The sequence below is a fragment of the Acinetobacter sp. CIP 102637 genome (assembly GCF_000368425.1).
Taxonomy (GTDB): Bacteria; Pseudomonadota; Gammaproteobacteria; order Pseudomonadales; family Moraxellaceae; genus Acinetobacter; species Acinetobacter parvus.
In genome coordinates, this window is the sequence record NZ_KB849435.1 from 1,561,385 (window position 1) to 1,581,306 (window position 19,922).

Consider the following 19,922-nt stretch of genomic DNA (forward strand, 5'->3'; position numbering starts at 1 on the left):
AGCCAGCCACACCAATGCTGGTCTGGATCGGCATGTTCACAATGTATGATAAACACTTTATTTTTAGAAAAATGCGACATAATTAATAATATTTCCCAATATAAAACAAATATTTAGCACCAATACTCTTATGTTGGGATTTTATCTAATGTTAATTTTTTGTATTAAATTTATACACTTATTGATTTAAACTAAAAAATAAAAAGGCGCCTTAAGCGCCTTTTCAAAACTGAAAACGATTATTTCTTTGGTTCATTGTTGCCAAATAATGGTCCCATATTGCCACCACCAAACTGTTTCTGCATATTGCCAAGTGATTTCAACATTTTGCTCATACCCGATGGATTGGCAAACTTCTTCATCATTTTTGCCATTTGCGCCTGTTGCTTCATCAGTTTATTCACTTCGGCAACATCCATACCACAACCTGCGGCAATACGCTTTTTACGGCTGGCATTGATCAGGTCTGGATTACGGCGCTCTTTAACGGTCATGGACTGGATAATGGCTTCCATACGCTTAACCTGCTTTTCAGGGTTTGCCTGTGCAATCGCATCCTGAATTCCCGAATTGCTCATACCTGGTAGCTTGTCCAGAAAGCTCATCATACCGCCCATCTTGCTCATTTGCTCAAACTGCATCAGCATATCTTCAAAATTGAAAGTTCCGCCTTTTTGCAGTTTTTTCGCCATTTTTTCGGCTTTTTCTTTGTCGATTTTGCGTTCAACTTCTTCGACCAAAGAAAGTACGTCACCCATACCCAAGATACGTTGTGCAACACGATCTGGATGGAATGGCTCAAGTGCATCTAGTTTTTCACCGATACCTAAGAACTTGATCGGTTTACCTGTAATCGCACGAACAGAAAGTGCAGCACCACCACGTGCATCACCATCCGTTTTAGTAAGAATCACGCCCGTTAAAGCCAGAGCATCATTAAACGCCTTGGCTGTATTGGCTGCATCCTGACCTGTCATTGCATCAACCACAAACAGGGTCTCTGTTGGCTTAACCGCTGCGTGCAATTCCTTGATTTCATCCATCATGTCTTCATCGACATGCAGACGTCCTGCGGTATCGACAATTAAAACATCAGCAAACTGGATTTTAGCTTGTTCAATGGCACGATTCACAATATCAATTGGCTTTTCAGATGCTTCTGATGGAATGAAACCCACGCCAACTTCATTCGATACTGTTTCTAACTGCTTAATTGCCGCTGGACGATAGACATCAGCAGAAACCGTCATTACTTTTTTCTTTTGGCGCTCTTTCAGAAAACGCGCTAATTTTGCGGCAGTTGTTGTTTTACCTGCACCTTGCAAACCTGCAAGTAACACCACCACAGGCGGCTTTGCGCTTAAATCTAAAGTCTCGTTGGCCTCACCCATCATCTTGGTGAGTTCATCATAGACAATCTTGACAAATGCCTGACCTGGGGAAAGCTGAGTCATCACTTCCTGCCCAAGCGCCTCTTCCTTAACTTTCGCAATAAACTCACGAGTTACAGGTAACGCCACATCGGCTTCAAGAAGTGCCATACGTACTTCACGTAAGGTATCTTTAATATTGTCTTCGGTCAGCTGCCCTGAGCCAGTAACATTTCTTAAACTCTGTGTGAGTCGTTCTGTTAAGGTATCAAACATTGCGAAATCCGCTTAAAATGGCTAGTTGCAAAAAATCTTTCTTAAAATAGAAAATTTATGCATAGAATGCTATAGGATACTGTAGTTCGAAGCGAATTTATATCTTATATGGTGAATATTATTCATCCTCCTCAAAAAGGTTTGACATGATCAGTCTCCCCTTGGTTTACACAATTTTGGCACTTGTTGCATATACCAGTTCCTTTTGGTATTTGTTTATCCACCTAATGTCAAAACGTACCCCAAATCTCTGGTGCTATGGTCTTGTTGTCAGCTTTGGAGTGGTCCTGCACGGCGCTATACTGTATCGGGACATGATGACACCAATGGGAGTAAATTATAATGTATTTAACCTGATTTCTTTTACTTCGGGACTAATGCTGGCACTCAGTTTAATTTTAAGTTTAATTCGACCAATCTTACCATTAAATTTAATTGGCACTCCTGTTGCCGCAATTGGTTTAATTTTAGGATATGCTTTTAGTCAACCGAACCAAGTGATTGAACAACATAGCTTAGGTTTAGATCTTCATATCATCCTCTCTTTATCAGCTTATGCTGTTTTACTGATGGCAACCATTCATTCCGTATTGCTTTGGTTTCAAGATAGAGAACTTAAGAAGAAGCAAAAAAGACGAATTTGGGTTAACCTACTTCCACCATTCCAAGTGATGGAATCGGTACTCTTTGATTTAATTATCACAGGTTTTGGCTTACTCACTGCTGCACTTCTCTTTGGCTTTTTTACCATCGACAACTTCTTTGCCCAGCACCTTGCACATAAAACCGCCTTTAGTATTATTTCATGGTTTTTATATGGTGCACTTTTAATTGGGCATTACAAATTTGGTTGGCGCGGACGTAAAGCAATTCGCTTTACCATTACAGGTTTTGTGTTGCTTGCAATTGGTTTTATCGGCAGTAAATTTGTTTTAGAAATGATTTTAGGCCGCTAAATTCAGACATCCTAAAACACTGGACAGCCTATCTTAAAATGCGTATAACGCTGTTTTTGCTTTACTAGGTAATGACCGTGAAACTTATCCTCGCCCCAATGGAAGGTCTGACTGATCCAATCATGCGTGATGTGCTCACCCATGTTGGCAGTTTTGATTGGTGCGTGACCGAGTTTATTCGTATTACCGAAAGCATTCTGCCAGACCATGTGTATTATGGCTTCTGCCCAGAATTAGAAACTGATGGCAAAACCGCAGCAGGCACACCTGTGCATGTGCAGTTTCTTGGAAATAATCCAGAGATGTTGGCCGCTAATGCCGCGAAAGTTGTGGAATTGGGCGCACCTGCAATTGATTTAAATTTTGGCTGTCCTGCCAAAACGGTCAACCGTCATCGTGGTGGTTCTGTCTTACTGGATGAGCCAGAAACAGTACACCAACTGGTAAAAGCTGTTCGTGATGCTGTTCCTGCACATATTCCCGTTTCAGCAAAAATGCGCCTTGGTTATTTAGACGAGAACCACACCCTCGATAATGCGCATGCCGTAGAAGATGCTGGCGCAAGTTGGCTTACAGTGCATGCACGGACCAAAGCCGATGGTTATACCCCACCCGCCTACTGGGAAAAAATTCAGCCGATTACTGAAGCACTAAAAATCAATGTCATTGCCAATGGTGAAATCTGGAATAATGCAGATGCCAAAGCATGCTTGCAACAATCACATTGTCAAGATTTGATGATTGGACGTGGTGCAGTCACAACACCAGATTTAACCTTATGTATCCGTCAAAATCAGGATCGAGCTGTTTTGTCATGGCAGGATTTGGTTGAGTTGCAACAACGCTTTTTAAGCGGGCAATTTAAGACCGAAGTCGGAATGATTGGGCGTTATAAACAATGGCTGGGTATGATGAGCAAAGCCTATCCAGAAGCACAAGCGCTTTGGAATCAGGTGAAAAAAATGAAACAGCTAGAAGATATTCTACAACAATTACACCGTTAGTTTTATAAATCAAGCTGTTGCTGTTGTTTTTTTCCCCACCATGCCAACATATCTTCATTTTTAACCTGACGGTAAATATCTTCAACTGCAACAGTCAAACCAATCGAATGAAAGGTAATATCATCACCTAAATAATAAACCGACTGTTGCCAAAGATTATCTTGATCTCGTGACCAAAATTCAATTTCAACAAAGTCCTGTTCAATCATGACATATTCTTTTAAAGTCGGAATCTGGAAATAAGCTAGGCGTTTGTCGGTCTTGTCACGCTGACGCGTTGATTTCGATAAAACTTCCACAATAATACTTGGTTTTTCAACAAAATAGTCGATATCTTCTTGACTACAATCCACCATAACATCTGGATAAAAGTATTTTTTATCAATTTTAACTTTCATGTCCGAAGCATAGGGTTGACATGGTTTACCAAGTAAATGATTCGCAAATATCCGAAACATTTCACCTGTAATTAGATTGTGATATTTATGCACACCAACCATCGCATAGATTTCACCCTCAATATATTCGTGGCGAATGTCAGATAATAATTCACCCTCTAAGTATTCTTGTTCAGTGATCAAATCATATTTTTTTGCAAGTGACATGCTCATTTCCTGTGAATCTGTACTGTGAAATAACATATAGCATTTTTCAGCCATAAAAAAAAGCGACCGAAGCCGCTTTAGAAAATGGGTATCAACATAGTCTCTACATACCCCTAATTATAGTTTTTAAATTTGTAACTGACACTCCAGTCATACCAAAATTTCCCATCGAACCATTTTGTAATCCGTTAAATATATTTGAGTCCAAATCTACTGTTGGAATTGTATTTCCCAATTGTACATTATTTAACTTAAGATTAAATTTTTCACTTGTTCCAATATTACCAAAAACCAACCCGCCCAACTCAGTTGGACCAGTTCCTGCATTCCCCTCTATACCTGCATAAAAACCTTTTAAGGATAGTCCAGTCACATGGTCATTTGTATCAGTATCATTAGCAAGTAGCTGGAAATCAAATTTAGCACTTGTAGCACCTGAAATTAATTTAAAGGTGCAACCATCAGGCTTCGCTGTTGTTGGACCACAAATAGAATCAATCGCACCGCCAAACATCATCATATGACCTTGAGGAGCGGCCCCTAGTTGTAGATTCATGCTAGGTTTATTGCCAGAAATAAATTTAATATCAATATCACTGGTGCGTAGAAATTCCTTAATATTCGTCGATTTCAGCGTAGTTCCTGAGCTAAAAATCGATTTTTGTGAATAATTTGGACTAACTGAAGAAATAGCATCCACCCCACCAGGAACAAGATAAACTGAAAAAGGACGAATGCGTATTCCGTTTACTTCATTTCCTAAAGAAATTGCAATATTTGAAAAAGCACCATTCGTTCCTGTACCAGCATCGGTATCTATAGCAGCTTTGAATAACTCAGTTGAGCTATTTTGGATAGACCCATCACTACTAAAAGTCTTAACAAAATCCACTCCAATTACTGGAGTAGCAGCACTAGGACTGGCAGCCATAACTAAAGCAGATTTATCGGTATATGTAGAGTTATTGGTATTAATCAATGCCACCTGATCAAAATCAATTTTTTGTATTTGCACGCCAATCGTTATACCATCCTGACCTGTAGTGGTAGACAGACTTTGATCATCTAAAGGTTGCATTGCCATCGTCAAAGGACTTAATAGCAAAAATGACAAACACCCTATCTTTTTGTTTTTACTCATTGCCCTAATCCATAGACAAATGTTTAAAATATATTCATCAGCTTAGCATATTTTTAATAAAGCTCAATGCTGAATCAGATAAACTTTATAACCCAAAATCATGTTTCCCAGCTAAATTAAACTCAACCTAACAGAACTTTAACGTTCCATAACAGTTTGAGGTTACATTCTGATTTTGTAATTTTAAATTTTGTAAAGTAATTTGTGCTGGATATTGCGTAGTCGTATCCATTAAAGGGATTACTAATTGTTTTACAATTGGCGTACTAACCAACGTTGCTAAACCTTCCATAGTTCCAATTTGGACAGGGTCATTTTGTAATCCCAAACTCACCAGATCAGCAACCTGTGGTAAAGCATCACTAATATCCACACTTTCTGACGCTTTCAATTTACCTAATTGCACAGGATCCGCAAAAGACATCCACCATCCTGGCTGAGCCACGTCACTTTTAGTCATATTATTTAATTCTGTGATCCCTAGATTTTGTGCAGTATAGGCTCCAGGCCATAATAACGCCTGATTTTGTAATGATAAATAACCACCATTTCCTGTGAGTGGGATATTATGAATCATACTTAAAGCTTGCTGGAAAGTAACATCTAAATTTAAATCAGTTACTTTTGAACCATCTGCCATCTGGAATTTTGCTTTACTCGCAATACCTAAAACAGGGTCAAATGTTACATATAACTGGTTTTTTGCACCACTTGCAGTAAAGAGTTGGTTTCCTGATCCATCACGTTGGGCTGTTCCATCGGGATTTAAAAGTGCAACTTTCCCCATTGGAATCTCAGCAATATGTACAGCAATATTTTTAACGGCAACTCCTTTTTGCCGATTACCGTTGACTTGAAACTCATTTGCAATGACAAAAGGTACATCATATAAAGCTGGAACCGTAATACCGTGGTTATCTGCATTACCTGGTTGACTCGTAAAAATACGCTTATACGTTCCCAATATGCTCAAATCCAAGTTCATGTTATAATTATTTGCTGGCACAGATGGACCTGTAACACCTGTAACATATTCTCCCAACTGCTGATCACCCCGATTACCAAATAAAACTTCCTTGGTATTTACCGTTCCACTGGTTGCCGCAATTCGCATAAAACCACTCAAATTTTGTATTCCGTCTGTGGTAGTCGCATAGTTTAAGTTATCTGTGCCTGCGGTTAACAAACCAAAAATTTTCTCAGCACTCGCTCTAAATCCTAATACTTCACGAGTAGATGCACTATCGGGGTTCTTAATTGCAAACTCCATAAAAGGATTCACCAGTTTCGCACTGGTTGCAGCCCGCCCATCACTATTATATACAGGTACACCATTAGCATCATAACCACCATTCGCTTGAGCTGCTCCTGCTGCATTATATGTTCCGCCATTGGGTAGTCCTGAAAGTGCCAAATTATTAATTTCAATATCACAATTTTCTGGTCCGTTTCGCCCACCACACCCTAATTGTAATTTACGAATGTTGGCATTCAACTCAATTTCCGCTTCCATACCCAGTTTATAGAAACCGATTTTACCTGCTGACGTTCCACCAATTGTTTTACCATTCATCAGGTTTGCACTATCAGTTGGCGCAATATAAGACAAATTAAATAGAGCCTGGCCTGTTTCCTCTGCCAATTGGGTATCTGTTAAGTCTACTAACCCCTGAGCAGACACATTATTCATGCTGATTGCAATCAATGTATATAAATATAGTTTTTTCATGTTGATCACCCTGACCCAATTATCCTTTAAAAAACAAAATTGCCATCACGAGGCTTAATCGTCATATTACTGTTTAAACGCCCGCCTGTAATCGCCATTTCACCCAAACGTCTGGCATCCCCCACCACACCGTCTTTGGCTGGATAAAAGTTGACATCCTTGACTCGAAATACATCACTCAAGCTCTTTTCTGGATTAAAATTAAAGCCAAAATTAAAACCAACACTGTCCTTATTTACAATCAGGTTATTATCAAAAGCCAAAGTGCCAACCATATTATCTAAACCTAAAGCCGACTTATCGACTGGGTCCATCACTTGAATACTACTATGTTGCTCTGGGTCTAATTTGAATATACCCACAATATTTAAGCGGTTCACCCCATCAACCAAACCACTCTGGTTAGCTAAGGCAATACGAGGAATCAATGCCAAATTCATACTACCGCCTAAACGTATTTTTAAACCAGCTAAAATATCATTTGGCAAAGTAAAGTTATTGGATGGTGCATAGCACACGTTATTTGTTGCACATGTCTTATATTTCGCACCAGGTAAGTAGCCTGCTGCCAATTGTGCTGACATCACCATTAATAATTTTGGCAAACTGACATTAAACTGACTATTTTCAAAACCAATACTACCGTAGCCATTAAGCAACATATCAATATTACGCAAACCAATATAATAATCCGTTGGTTTACTTGCACCGCCACTATAATTGGTATTATCCCCCCCATCAATTAAAATAATAGAGGTTGACTGTAAACCATCTGAGCTTACCCCTTCAGTTGACATTGCCAAGCTAAAGCCCAAACGCTCTGAACCAGAAATTGGTGTCACAGTAATTGCACCTGTACTGGCATTTTTTGTGACAAGATAATCTCCAGCCGCCGCCCCACCACTGGTTTTTCCATAAAGTGCAAAGTTGGCATTTAGGTTATAAATCGGTAAACCCAGCCCCCACTTTGTGGCAGTAGACGAAGGTAATTTTGAAGCATCTGTAACATCAGGAGTTGCTATAAATTGTCCTCGTCTTGAAAGTGCGGCAAAGTTCATATTTCGGACAGAGGTGACAAAACTGTAAGGATTGATCTGATTTTGGTCAGTTTTAGCAATCGTTTGAATAAAGTCCGCAGAAGTACTCAGTGGGTTAGCACTGTTCCCTAAATATTCTGAAGTTAAACGGCTACTGACGGGTAATGCAATTTGTCTTGCATCCACCAAGTTAAAATACACATTTCCTGTATCCAGCCCTGCTCGATCAGGATTCAATGCTGCGTCTGTAGTGGTATTATTGGTTACTGCTGCCCCAATTCCCTTACGTGTAACTAAAGGGGTAATATTAGCAAAACGTAAACCATAAGCATAACTTCCCGCCCCGCCCAACTCCAATGTCGTTGCATTGTCACCCAAATTGTCTTGATCATTGGTAAAATCGCCAGTCAAACGAAATGCCATGCCTGTTTTCCCTGCAATGGAATTTGTAGTAGCAACAATATTAGGGTTTCCCGATACGTCTGTTCCTCGCCGATTGGCAAAACCGAGAACTATGGCGGCTTCAGTATCATCCACGCCACGAAATTGCAAAGAACCATTGAGCATACGACCATTTGCACCTGCCCGAATCAGCCCTTTTTCAACGCCTGCATTGTCTTTCAGCATAAATTCAAGGTTTAAACCTGGACGGTCCACATTACCATCGCCATCACTATCAACCCTGGAAAAATCTGCATAACCAGAACTCCCTGTTTCCAGAATCAAACCTTTTTTATTGTCTACATAGATTTGCCCTAATCCTTTAAAATTAAAATTAAAATTTTGCATTAATAAAGTGTTTAGTGTGGAAGCATCCTGTTTTTGGGTTAAACCAATATTTAGGTTTTTAAAGCCAAGCTCCAATGTTCCCTGAGCTGTTGTACTAAATAAGCCATCTGTTGTTGTCAAATGTATAATATTTTGGTCGTTTGACTGGAGCGTTAATTTGCCTAGTGTTTTATCTGTTGCAACACAACCTGATGCCTTACAAAATTTAGTATTTGCAACCTCAATTGTACCCAGTGTAACTTTTGCATTTAGGTCCACACCCACTTTAGAACCTGAACTGGTGGTCTTTAACTCGGTGATTACACCCAGATTCTGACTTGTTGGTAGTGTACCACGCGTAATATTGACATCGTTTAATGTCGCCCGTAAATCCTGTTGACCTGTACCCGTTGAATTACCTGCCTTATCTTCCCAATAGATCTGGTCTATATGCAAGGCATCATAGCTCACCTCAGCATGAACACCATCCTGAGCATTTACCGCACGTAAATCACTATCTGTCATGACCTGTAAAGCATGAGCTGAGTGCATACTCATTAAAATGCTGCTACTCAGTATACTCAGTAAGAAAATATTTTTTTGTTTTTGCATGGCTTCAATATCCTTATATGATCCTACTCAGGCTTAACAACGTGGATGTGTTCCATCACAGCTAAAAATCATCAATTTATTGTTTAAACTGAGATTTCCCTGCATTTTCATGCCTGTAAAACCAATTTCCCGTTTATAATCATAGCCATCTACCGCGGTTGGTGATGTAGCAAGTTGGTCATAGTAACCATCTGTGTAGGTTTGCCCATTACTGCTGGTACCACTGGTCAATGCCCAGTATCCTGGTGTATTTGCACTATTAGTTTCAAGTGCGGTATCTGTTTCAATCGCCATCGTATCAAAACCCAGATTTCTGATTAAAATAGGGGTATTCTTGGAAAAGCTCAATTGAATAGCTGGTTTAACAATTTCTGTACCAGATTTATTTTTATATTTCAGGTCAACCCCATCCAGACCCATTTTTTGTAAATTTACTGTGCCTTGAATCCCTTTAAACACCAACCATTGTTTGTATCCACTCGCATTTTTACGGTTATTGAGTGAAATCGCCAAACGGCAAGCCCGAATATCCGCACTGAGTGCTGCACCACATAGATTAGTATCCAGTTGATAGTTTGGGGTATGGTTTAAGGAAAGCACCAATGAAATATCAGCCCCTGCCTGAGCATTGACTTGCTGCAAAGCGGAGTTATCCAACTGCTCTAACTGTGCAAAGGCATTACAGGACAATGTAATAGAGATCAATAGATATAACTGACGCATATACTTCTCCTATAAACCTTTGGTTGTCACTTTTAAATGTTGAATAAGTAAGCCATCAATCACTGCTGAACCAAAGTTATTTGATGGGGACATTTTAAATGAGTTTTGTACAGTTGGTACAGGGTCAGGTGAAATACCACGAATCCCAGCTGATTTAGCCGTAACATCAGCCCAATTCGCCAAACCTGTACAGGTAGCGCTATTTAAGTCCGAACATGTTCGCGGAACTGATCCACCACCTGTAGAAGTTAAATCCCAGTTCATATTTGCCGCAGATAATGCACGATCTGACTCATAATCCCGATTATTGGCTTGCTGGTTCCAGTTATATGTTGTGAAGTCATTGTATGCCCCATTATTATCATTAAACGTACCTACGTCAGCATTACCCGAAGTACGATATGACCATTGACTATAAGCTCCCTTATTAATCACAACATTGGCATTATATCCATTACGATTTCCAATGGCTTGTGATGTTCCATTATGTACTACACTACGATCACACCATGTACCTCCAAAATTATTATTCACACAACTCATTTGTCCAGAATAAGGATCGTATTTCTGTGCAACTTCCGTAGCATTACAGTTATCGCCAAAAATCCCATCACACCAAGAATCATATTTTCTCACACGATAGGTGTCTGTCCAGTTAAATTCATCCGTTTTAATTTGACGCTGCTGATCCTGCCACTGTTTATACGTTCTTGTATCATTTATTCCTGTACGATTTTTCAATGCGCCAAAAGAAATCCCGACAGCGCCATTCCCTTTTTCAGCAGACAAGCTGTTTGTACTCGCATCATACACAGTTGAACCAATGGTGATGCTACTGTGGGTTGCGTTGTTGCCCTGATACCCTGTTAAACCATTATCACCACATTTATGAACATTACAGGTTGAACCTGTATATGTGGTACTGCTTGGGTTATCATAGTCAGTATATAGCTTTTTATAGATGCTTTCTTTATTGGGGATTCGAGCAATCTCCAGACTAATGTTCTTCCCATCATCCGCCACACCCAACATCAATGGCTGATACAATGTACCCAAGACCAAATTGATATTTGGATTATAGAGATAGATACCATCGTTATTTATAGCAGTCTCAGATGTAGGTTGCGCATAAAAACTTGGAGCCACACCACCATTGATCGCTGGAGTAGTCGTTAATTTGGTTGAATCATCTGTGGTTTCTTTGGTACTTAAACGCAAAACATTCGCTGCTATAGGTGCAGTCCACGAACCATTGGTTACTGTATCAGTAATAGTTCTTGATCTGTAACGATACTCACACCGAGCTACACCAAAATTAGTCGCATTCGCACTATTGCCACAACCAAAGGTCACAGGTTTACCATAAGCTGTGGAATTATTATCCATAGCCCAGCTTCCGTTCGTACGCATAGCACTGGTAAAGGTTGCTCTTGAACTTGCACCTGTTGAATCACCACTATTTAAACGCAACACTCCAGCCATACCAAATGTCTGGTTATAACTGGTACTAATCCCCTTAGTACCAGATGCTCCCCCAAGTGTCTGGAATATTTTTATATTTGAACCGTTAATGCTAAAACCATCCCAAATCGCCTGTAAGCGTAAACGGTTTTCACGACTGGTATTTGAGGCACTACCATACATTGCCCCTAATGCAAACTCATTTGCATCCCCCTCTACTTTGCTTGGGTCACGTACAAAAGCGTCCGCCCATAAGCCAAGTTTTAAGTTATATGCACCAGAGCCATTCGTTGCTGCATCAGTTGCAGTATCAGAAGGTATGCTTGTGTTATATAGAGGTGCTTCCAACATTAAATAAGGAACATCTGATTTCCCTGTATCTGTTGGAGATGTCGCAGAAAAGTTTGGTACATCCAGTGCTGTTTGGACTTTTAAAATCCATGGATTTTCAGGTGTTCCCCATGACGTAATATTTTTACCAAAACGATTATTCCAATCAGTATCAGTTAATGCAACATTGCTTGCTTTATTTGATTGAGACAGAGCCAATCCATACAAGTAAATATCGGCTTTACCAACCGCACGGTCAGAGGTGTTGACGGTACCATCACCATTGGTATCCATTGCTGTCTTAGTCAAAGGGCCAACAGGAATCAGATGAATATAACCCACCCCAGGATTACTATTATCAGTAATATCACTAAAGTTTCCTTTCGTGCTTGTGGTACTGTGGGCACCATTAAACTGCATTGACATATCGGTAGGTAAGAATGCAATTCCCTCGCCTGTCGCATTACTCAACCCCTCATCAGAGATCTCTTGTAACGCAAAAGCAGACTGGCTTAAACATAAACCAATCAGGCTTGCCAAAACAGTTTTTTGAAATGATACCGTATGAAGTGTAGTCATCTTTACCTTCCTGTTACACGATGCTCTGCACCAGCGTTATTTTTCTTAAATCCCTCTTAAGTGATTCCATCTACCCTCAAATTTAGAGTTAAAGACGTGCTTCCTAGCATCACTCAAACTATAGACAAATTTTGCCTATGTCATCTCATTTTTCATTATGCCGAATATTTACACAAATGCAAAACAATTTAGGTGAATGGTATATTTTCCGATGAATGAAGATAAATTTTAACCGAAAAGCCCTTTATTATATGCATGAATCTTATAATTTTATTTATCAATTATCAAAACAAGAATAGCAACAATCATGCATGAAAAATGATTGTTGCAAATTGTAATACTATGTCTTCGGCAAAGTCACACCTGTTTGACCTTGGTATTTACCACCACGGTCTTTATAAGATGTTTCACACACTTCATCGCTTTCAAAGAACAGCATTTGCGCCACACCCTCACCTGCATAAATACGTGCTGGCAGATTGGTTGTATTGGAAAACTCAAGGGTCACATGACCTTCCCACTCAGGCTCTAACGGCGTGACATTCACAATAATGCCACAACGCGCATAAGTCGATTTACCAAGGCAAACTGTCAATACATTGCGTGGGATACGGAAATATTCAATGGTACGTGCAAGTGCGAAAGAGTTGGGTGGAATAATACAAACATCAGACTCAATATCAATAAAACTTCTGTCATCAAAGTTTTTTGGATCGACAATGGCAGAGTGAACATTGGTAAAAACTTTAAATTCACGTGCGCAGCGGACATCATAGCCATAGCTGGATACCCCATAGGAAATCAGTTTTTCTCCGTTTGCATCGAAACGAACTTGATTCTCTGCATAAGGTTCAATCATGCCGTGTTTTTCGCTCATTTCACGAATCCAACGATCAGATTTTATTGCCATGACTTTTTATCCAAAGACGAAGTGAATGATTGGCAGGTACTTTAACGCAAAATGACATCAATGGAAATAACAGCCCTATTCTGCGATCATTGATAGCGCTTGGAATATTATAAATTGATCAGTGCTGAGTAGCTAATTGGAATTGAGAAGCTGAGCAAGACAACTGATGCGGTACGTTGTAATTTGGATTGCGACAGCCATTTTACTTTATTGGTGGCGAGGGCTGCACCAACAGAAATCCAGAACAATGCAATCGGGAGAATCAGTGCAACAAATGTACCCATATGCGCCATGTAGATTTGCTGGCTGTTCCATGCCACTGCTGGGAAAATAGCTGAGGCAAATAATAACGCTTTAGGATTGAGTAAAGTCGCACACAATAACTCACGCGAGCGAATGGTCGGTTGGTTTAACGCCACTTTCTGATCGGCAGTACGCCATAATTTTACAGCCAGAAAAACAATATAGCCTGCGCTCAATAATTTAAGAAAAGTGGGTAATAAAGGTAGTGTAGTAGAAACTTTGCCGATCAGCATTCCCCATGCACTGATTGCAATGATATAACCAATTGCCTCTGCTGGAATGAGTAATAATGATTTACGCAACCCCACCTGAATACCTGAAGATGCAAGCAGGGTGTTGGTTGGGCCAGGAGTAAGCAAAATGGTGATGACTAAACCAATAAAAAACCATGAAATCATTGAATGACCTCACTAAAAGATGTTTTTACATTAATCCAATTGCTCATCCATAGCAAAATTTTAACTGTAAGCACTTATGACGGCAGATTATTTAAGCACATGTTTTATTTATATTTTTATAATCTCAAGTCCACTTTACTCTAAAGTCACTGCATAAAAATTGGTAATTTTAAATAGGTTAAATATAACGTATTGCTTAAATCATGTTTGTAAAACAGCTCTGGTTTATAAAAAAAGACCTCTAAATTTAGAGGTCTTTTACTTTAGAAGATTCGTTTGTCATCTCTTTGGCGTTTAGGCAGCTTTTCCATGTGTTGTATTACAGCTTGGGCAATATTGATATAGCTTTGCGCCGCGCTATCCTGTGCAATCACGCTCGGCTTACCGTTATCTGCATGCTCACGAATTTTAGCATCCAGAGGCAAGCGTCCAAGCAATGGAATATGGTATTGCCCAGATAACTGATCACCACCTCCTGTACCAAAAATCTGCTCTTCATGACCACAGTTAGAGCAGATATGGGTGGACATATTTTCAATCACACCCAATACAGGGATGTTCACTTTATTAAATAATTCAATGCCTTTTACCGCATCCATAAGTGCAACATTTTGCGGTGTGGTCACAATGACGGCACCTGTGACTGGAATACGCTGTGCCAACGTAAGTTGAATGTCTCCAGTGCCTGGTGGCATATCAATCACCAACACATCCAGATCAGGCCACAAGGTTTGATTAAACAATTGCATCAGTGCACCTGTTGCTTTTGGTCCTCGCCAAGCCACTGGGGTATTGTTCGCCCCAATCAGGTGCCCAATCGAAAGTACCGCCATGCCGTAAGCATCCAGTGGAACAAAGTGTTCATTTTCAATCAGGGGGGTTCTACCCGCATTACCCAGCATGGTTGGAATACTTGGGCCATAAATGTCTGCATCCAAGACCCCAACTTTTAAACCCAATTGCTGCAAGGCAAGCGCAAGGTTGACCGTAGTGGTGGATTTACCCACCCCACCTTTACCCGACGATACCAGAATCACATTCTGGATACGTGGATGGGCTGCCACATCGCGTTGCTGCGGCGCAGCTTTTTGAATTGGTGGATTATTCGGATCAGTTTCAGGTTTAGGTGAGGCATCCATGACTGGCGGTAAATTGCTATTTTCCGCTTTAGGCTTGGGTGAGCAGCTATGCGCAGCTTCGCCATGTGCTGCATGTTTTTGCTGGATGATATGAAGATTGAGTTCCTGAATCCCACACTTTTCCAAGGCTTCGGCAAGCTCATCGTGAATCTGTTGTAAATGGTCTTTTTCTTGTGGAAAGGTATTGATGGTCAGTTGTAAAACATGCTCTTGTACGTTGACCTGACTAATACGGTCTTTTAAGCGATTCTCTGAATAGGGGAGGATATAGTTTTGTAGAACGGTTTGGATGTCATCTTCCTTGACTTCTTGCGCTGGTGAAAAAACAGATTTTAAGGAAGAAAGCCACGACATTTTGTTTACTCCAAAAACAGATCAACATATCACTGAGTTTGGCTAGTTTAGCAGTATTGCAGAATAGACGCTCACATCTACGAAGATAATTGCTCATTTTTTATAGCGTATTTTCTTCTCTCAATATGAACGTCCATGATTTAGAATTTTAGCAACGATTAACCTTTGAGTTTATTTACAGCATCGGTTGCCGCTTTCTTTAAATCATCCAGCTTAGTACTCGCCTGAGCTTTCAGTTCATCAAGTTTTGCAGCAGCCTCATCTTTTAACTCAGCGGCTTTAGCCTTTGCATCATCAAGTTTATGGCTGGCCTCTTCCTTAAAGTGATCAAACTTCTCTTTTGCTGCTTGTTGAGTATCGGCTAATTTATCTTTTAGTTCATCCGCCTTGCTTGATAAAGCTGCCTTAGTTTCATCATACTTTTCACTTGCATTGCTCTTTAAGTCATCCAGAGTTTGTTCCCCTTTTTGTTTCAATTCACTCGCTCTGTCTTTTGCCTGCTGCAAGTCAATTTTGGTTTGCTCATGGTCTTTTGATGCAAAGTTTTTAACATCTTCGACAGTTTCCTGACCTTTTTGTTTAATGTCTTTGCCTAATTCACTGGCTTTATCTTTTGCATGCTGAAGGTCCGCCTTAGTCTGTGCAAGGTCTTTTGCAGCGAAATCTTTTAACTGATCAATTTTATCATTTGTCATGATGTTATTTCCTCTTACTATTACTATGTCATGAAAGCCACAATTGTTTTCTGCCTATAGTTATACAAGGTTCTGTTAAATTTTGGCGGAATTGCTGCAAATTGAAACAATTGGAATACAGTAAGCTTCAAATCATTGCTGATCGATAACTTTTTGAATTTTTGGATATAAAAATCCTATCAATGAATCAGGTCAATTTTAGGCTTGAAACTCTTTTTTGAAGATTTCATATAAAACATGCCAATAACGATGCACAGACTAAATTCCAAGATCGCATTTTTCTCTCCAGCGATTTGATGCCGTATTTATTTTCATTTAAATAGACGTACTTTGACTGAAGCCAAAGTGAAGTTTTGATGAAGTTTAAAACTAACACAGGCAGTCTAATCCGATTAAAAAGATTTCACCGATTCCCTTGTGCAAGTCTGTCTTAAGTCATGTAAAATCATCCACCTTGTAAATACGAATGAGAGAACAATATCCGTGCGTAAAATTTTAGTCACCAATGCCCTCCCTTATGCCAATGGTCCTATCCATATGGGTCACTTACTCGGTTATATCCAAGCAGATATTTGGGTTCGTGCGATGCGTGCAATGGGTCATGACGTGACTTACGTATGTGCGGATGATGCTCATGGTACAGCGATCATGTTACGTGCTGAAGCAAACGGCATCAGTCCTGAAGCGCAAATTGCCAATGTTCAAAAAGAACACATTCGTGATTTTGATGGTTTTGGTGTGCATTTCGATCATTATGATTCAACTCATAGCGATGCAAACAAAGCACGTGCATCTGAGATTTATATTAAAAACCGTGAAGCAGGCAATATCGCTGTTCGTCCTGTCACACAACTATTCGATCCTGAAAAAGGCATGTTCTTGTCTGACCGTTTCATTAAAGGCACATGCCCGAAATGTAAAGCCGAAGATCAATACGGCGATGCATGCGAAGTGTGCGGTACAACTTACAATGCAACTGAATTATTGAATCCACGCTCAACCTTGAGTGGCGCAACGCCTGTAGAAAAATCATCAGATCACTACTTCTTTAAGCTTCCTAATTTTGCTGAATATTTGCAAAAATGGACGCGTGATCAAGGTCGTTTACCTGTTTCGATTGCCAATAAGCTGGATGAATGGTTCGATGCTGGTTTATCTGACTGGGATATTTCCCGTGATGCACCTTATTTCGGTTTTGAAATTCCAGATGCACCAAACAAATATTTTTATGTTTGGGTCGATGCACCGATTGGTTATATGTCGAGTTTTGAAAACTATATCAAAACCAAACGTCCAGATTTAAGTTTTGATGATTTCTGGAAAAAAGATTCACAAAATGAAGTCTACCATTTCATTGGTAAAGACATTGTTTATTTCCATGCGCTATTTTGGCCTGCCATGCTTGAGGGTGCAAACTACCGCACGCCATCAGGTTTATTCGTCAATGGTTTCCTGACCGTGAATGGTCAGAAGATGTCGAAGTCTCGTGGCACATTCATCAAAGCCGAAACTTATTTACAGCATTTAAACCCTGAATATTTACGCTATTACTTTGCGTCTAAGCTTTCTGACAAAGTTGAAGATTCAGACTTGAATCTGGATGACTTTGTTCAGAAAGTAAATTCTGACCTGGTTGGTAAGGTAGTGAATATTGCTAGCCGTTGTGCAAAATTCATTAATAGCAATTTCAATAATACTTTATCCAGTACCTGTGCTGAACCTGAGCTGGTTCAAAGCTTTATTGATGCGGGTGATTCGATTGCCAAGGCATACGAGGCACGAGAGTTTTCTGCTGCAATTCGTGAAATCATGGCACTTGCGGATAAAGCGAATCAATATATTGATGAGAAAAAACCGTGGGCACTTGCAAAACAAGAAGGTCAAGAACAACAAGTTCATGATGTTTGCTCAGTCGGTATTAACTTATTCCGTCAACTTGCGATTTACTTGGCTCCAGTGCTTCCTACACTTGCGGCTCAAGTTCAGGCATTCTTGCAGCTTGAAAGCTTTGATTTTGAATCTCGCAAGCAGATTTTAGTGGCACATGAAATTGCTCAATTCCAACCGCTTATGCAGCGTGTGGATCCTAAAGCAGTTGCAGCAATGGTAGATGCGTCTAAAGATTCTTTGGCTGCTGCGGCAGAAGCGCCAAAAGCCGAGAAGAAAAAAGAGAAGAAAGCCGAGAAAAAGCCTGAGCCAAAAGTGGGTGAAGCTACTCTTAACACAAGCACGATTGGTATCGAAGATTTTATGAAAATTGATCTTCGTGTGGCAGAAGTTTTAGAAGCAGCAACCGTTGAGGGTTCTGATAAATTACTTCAACTCACTTTAAACGTCGGTGAAGCTGAACCACGCAATGTATTTAGTGGTATTCGTGAGTTTTATCAGCCAGAAGATTTAAAAGGCAAATTAGTGGTGATGGTGGCTAACCTTGCACCGCGTAAAATGCGTTTTGGTATTTCTAACGGCATGGTACTTGCGGCGGGTAATGGTGAAGGTGTTTGGGTGATTTCACCTGAATCTGGGGCTAAAGCGGGTGATAAAGTGTCTTAAGATTTAGATCTGAGATGAGAAAAGCCTCTACTGACATTCTCAATCAAATACATTTACAATGTGGTCAAATTCATTTCTCGTTCGCAAAAAATGTTTGATCACATTGCCTTTCCCATTCCTTATCAAACATTGCAGCTTCCCCAGCCTGTTCAACTGACCATCAAACGCCTTGATCTGATTCATCCCCAGATTTCGGGCAACAAGTTTTTTAAACTGAAATACAACCTCTTGGCAGCACAACAGCAAGGTTTTTCTCAAGTCCTCACTTTTGGTGGTGCATTTTCCAATCATATTGCCGCAACAGCCTTTGCAGCACAGCATTTTGGTTTTCAAAGTATTGGCATGATTCGTGGTGAAGAACTGGCTTCGCAACCATTCAATCCAACGCTACAAACAGCACATGATTTGGGTATGCAGTTAAATTTTGTCAGTCGGACTAAATATCGTTTACGCCATCAAGCTGAGTATCTACAACAGTTGCAGCAACAATACCCTCAAGCCTTTATTATTCCAGAGGGCGGAAGCAATGCCCTTGCCATTCAAGGGACACAGGAAATCCTCTCCCCTGATGATTTAGAAAATTATGACGTAATTTGTTGTGCTGTGGGTACAGGTGGAACCCTTGCAGGCATTATTGAAAGCAGCTCAGAGCTACAGCATGTTTTAGGCTTTTCTGCATTAAAAGGTGATTTTCTCAAACATGACATTCAACAATGGACTGATAAAAGCAATTGGTCTTTAACTGATGCCTATTGTTGTGGTGGTTATGCCAAAACCACGCTTGAACTGCTGCAATTTATGCAGCAATTTGAACAACAATATGATATCCCCTTGGAACAGGTGTACACCGCTAAAATGATGATGGGACTTCTTGATTTAATCCAGCACAGTCATTTCCCTGCCCACACTCGAATCCTGGCCATTCATACAGGTGGGTTGCAGGGAAAGCTTGAAGCATATTAAAACCCCCACAAATCTT

At 40.1% G+C, this 19,922-nt stretch carries 15 protein-coding genes; 4 read left to right on the forward strand and 11 right to left on the reverse strand.

Annotation, left to right across the window (positions count from 1 at the left end; translation table 11 throughout):
• Positions 1-239: 239 nt before the first annotated feature.
• Positions 240-1,646: a signal recognition particle protein gene (ffh, locus tag F967_RS10550; RefSeq protein WP_004682913.1), complete on the reverse strand. Its 1,407-nt coding sequence runs from the start codon at positions 1,644-1,646 to the stop codon at positions 240-242.
• A 146-nt stretch (positions 1,647-1,792) separates the two neighbouring features.
• On the opposite strand from ffh, the gene F967_RS10555 reads away from it, so the two are divergent.
• Both F967_RS10555 and F967_RS10560 read left to right on the forward strand, forming a co-directional pair.
• Positions 1,793-2,602, forward strand: a complete 810-nt coding sequence (locus tag F967_RS10555; protein ID WP_004799778.1) for a cytochrome C assembly family protein — start codon at positions 1,793-1,795, stop codon at positions 2,600-2,602.
• A gap of 77 nt (positions 2,603-2,679) precedes the next feature.
• Positions 2,680-3,606, forward strand: coding sequence for a tRNA dihydrouridine synthase (locus tag F967_RS10560; RefSeq protein ID WP_212749257.1), 927 nt, complete (start codon positions 2,680-2,682; stop codon positions 3,604-3,606).
• Positions 3,607-3,608: 2 nt separating this feature from the next.
• Here F967_RS10560 and F967_RS10565 read toward each other — a convergent pair whose 3' ends face one another.
• From F967_RS10565 to F967_RS10610, 10 genes are all read right to left on the reverse strand, one after another.
• Positions 3,609-4,211: a Uma2 family endonuclease gene (locus F967_RS10565; RefSeq protein ID WP_004799780.1), complete on the reverse strand. Its 603-nt coding sequence runs from the start codon at positions 4,209-4,211 to the stop codon at positions 3,609-3,611.
• 103 nt (positions 4,212-4,314) lie between these two features.
• A complete protein-coding gene (locus F967_RS10570) occupies positions 4,315-5,352 on the reverse strand; it encodes a DUF6160 family protein (protein WP_004799781.1) in 1,038 nt (345 codons plus the stop codon).
• Positions 5,353-5,479: 127 nt separating this feature from the next.
• Complete coding sequence (locus tag F967_RS10575; protein WP_004799782.1) at positions 5,480-7,081, reverse strand: hypothetical protein; 1,602 nt, start codon at positions 7,079-7,081, stop codon at positions 5,480-5,482.
• A 26-nt stretch (positions 7,082-7,107) separates the two neighbouring features.
• Positions 7,108-9,498 carry a DUF6160 family protein gene (locus tag F967_RS10580; protein ID WP_004799783.1) on the reverse strand — a complete coding sequence of 797 codons (2,391 nt, stop codon included), beginning with the start codon at positions 9,496-9,498 and terminating at the stop codon, positions 7,108-7,110.
• Between the two features lie 33 nt (positions 9,499-9,531).
• On the reverse strand, positions 9,532-10,221 hold the full coding sequence (locus F967_RS10585; RefSeq protein WP_004799784.1) for a hypothetical protein: 690 nt from the start codon (positions 10,219-10,221) through the stop codon (positions 9,532-9,534).
• A 9-nt stretch (positions 10,222-10,230) separates the two neighbouring features.
• Complete coding sequence (locus F967_RS10590; RefSeq protein WP_004799785.1) at positions 10,231-12,591, reverse strand: hypothetical protein; 2,361 nt, start codon at positions 12,589-12,591, stop codon at positions 10,231-10,233.
• A 340-nt stretch (positions 12,592-12,931) separates the two neighbouring features.
• Positions 12,932-13,501 carry a dCTP deaminase gene (dcd, locus tag F967_RS10595; protein WP_004675063.1) on the reverse strand — a complete coding sequence of 190 codons (570 nt, stop codon included), beginning with the start codon at positions 13,499-13,501 and terminating at the stop codon, positions 12,932-12,934.
• Positions 13,502-13,608: 107 nt separating this feature from the next.
• Positions 13,609-14,202, reverse strand: coding sequence for a LysE family translocator (locus F967_RS10600; protein ID WP_004799787.1), 594 nt, complete (start codon positions 14,200-14,202; stop codon positions 13,609-13,611).
• 263 nt (positions 14,203-14,465) lie between these two features.
• Positions 14,466-15,695, reverse strand: coding sequence for an iron-sulfur cluster carrier protein ApbC (apbC, locus tag F967_RS10605; RefSeq protein ID WP_004799788.1), 1,230 nt, complete (start codon positions 15,693-15,695; stop codon positions 14,466-14,468).
• 158 nt (positions 15,696-15,853) lie between these two features.
• On the reverse strand, positions 15,854-16,390 hold the full coding sequence (locus tag F967_RS10610) for a hypothetical protein (RefSeq protein WP_004799790.1): 537 nt from the start codon (positions 16,388-16,390) through the stop codon (positions 15,854-15,856).
• A 483-nt stretch (positions 16,391-16,873) separates the two neighbouring features.
• Between F967_RS10610 and metG the strand changes: the two genes are divergently transcribed.
• Positions 16,874-18,943, forward strand: coding sequence for a methionine--tRNA ligase (gene metG, locus F967_RS10615; protein ID WP_004799792.1), 2,070 nt, complete (start codon positions 16,874-16,876; stop codon positions 18,941-18,943).
• A 90-nt stretch (positions 18,944-19,033) separates the two neighbouring features.
• On the forward strand, positions 19,034-19,906 hold the full coding sequence (locus tag F967_RS10620) for a 1-aminocyclopropane-1-carboxylate deaminase/D-cysteine desulfhydrase (RefSeq protein ID WP_004799793.1): 873 nt from the start codon (positions 19,034-19,036) through the stop codon (positions 19,904-19,906).
• The last annotated feature ends 16 nt before the right edge of the window (positions 19,907-19,922 follow it).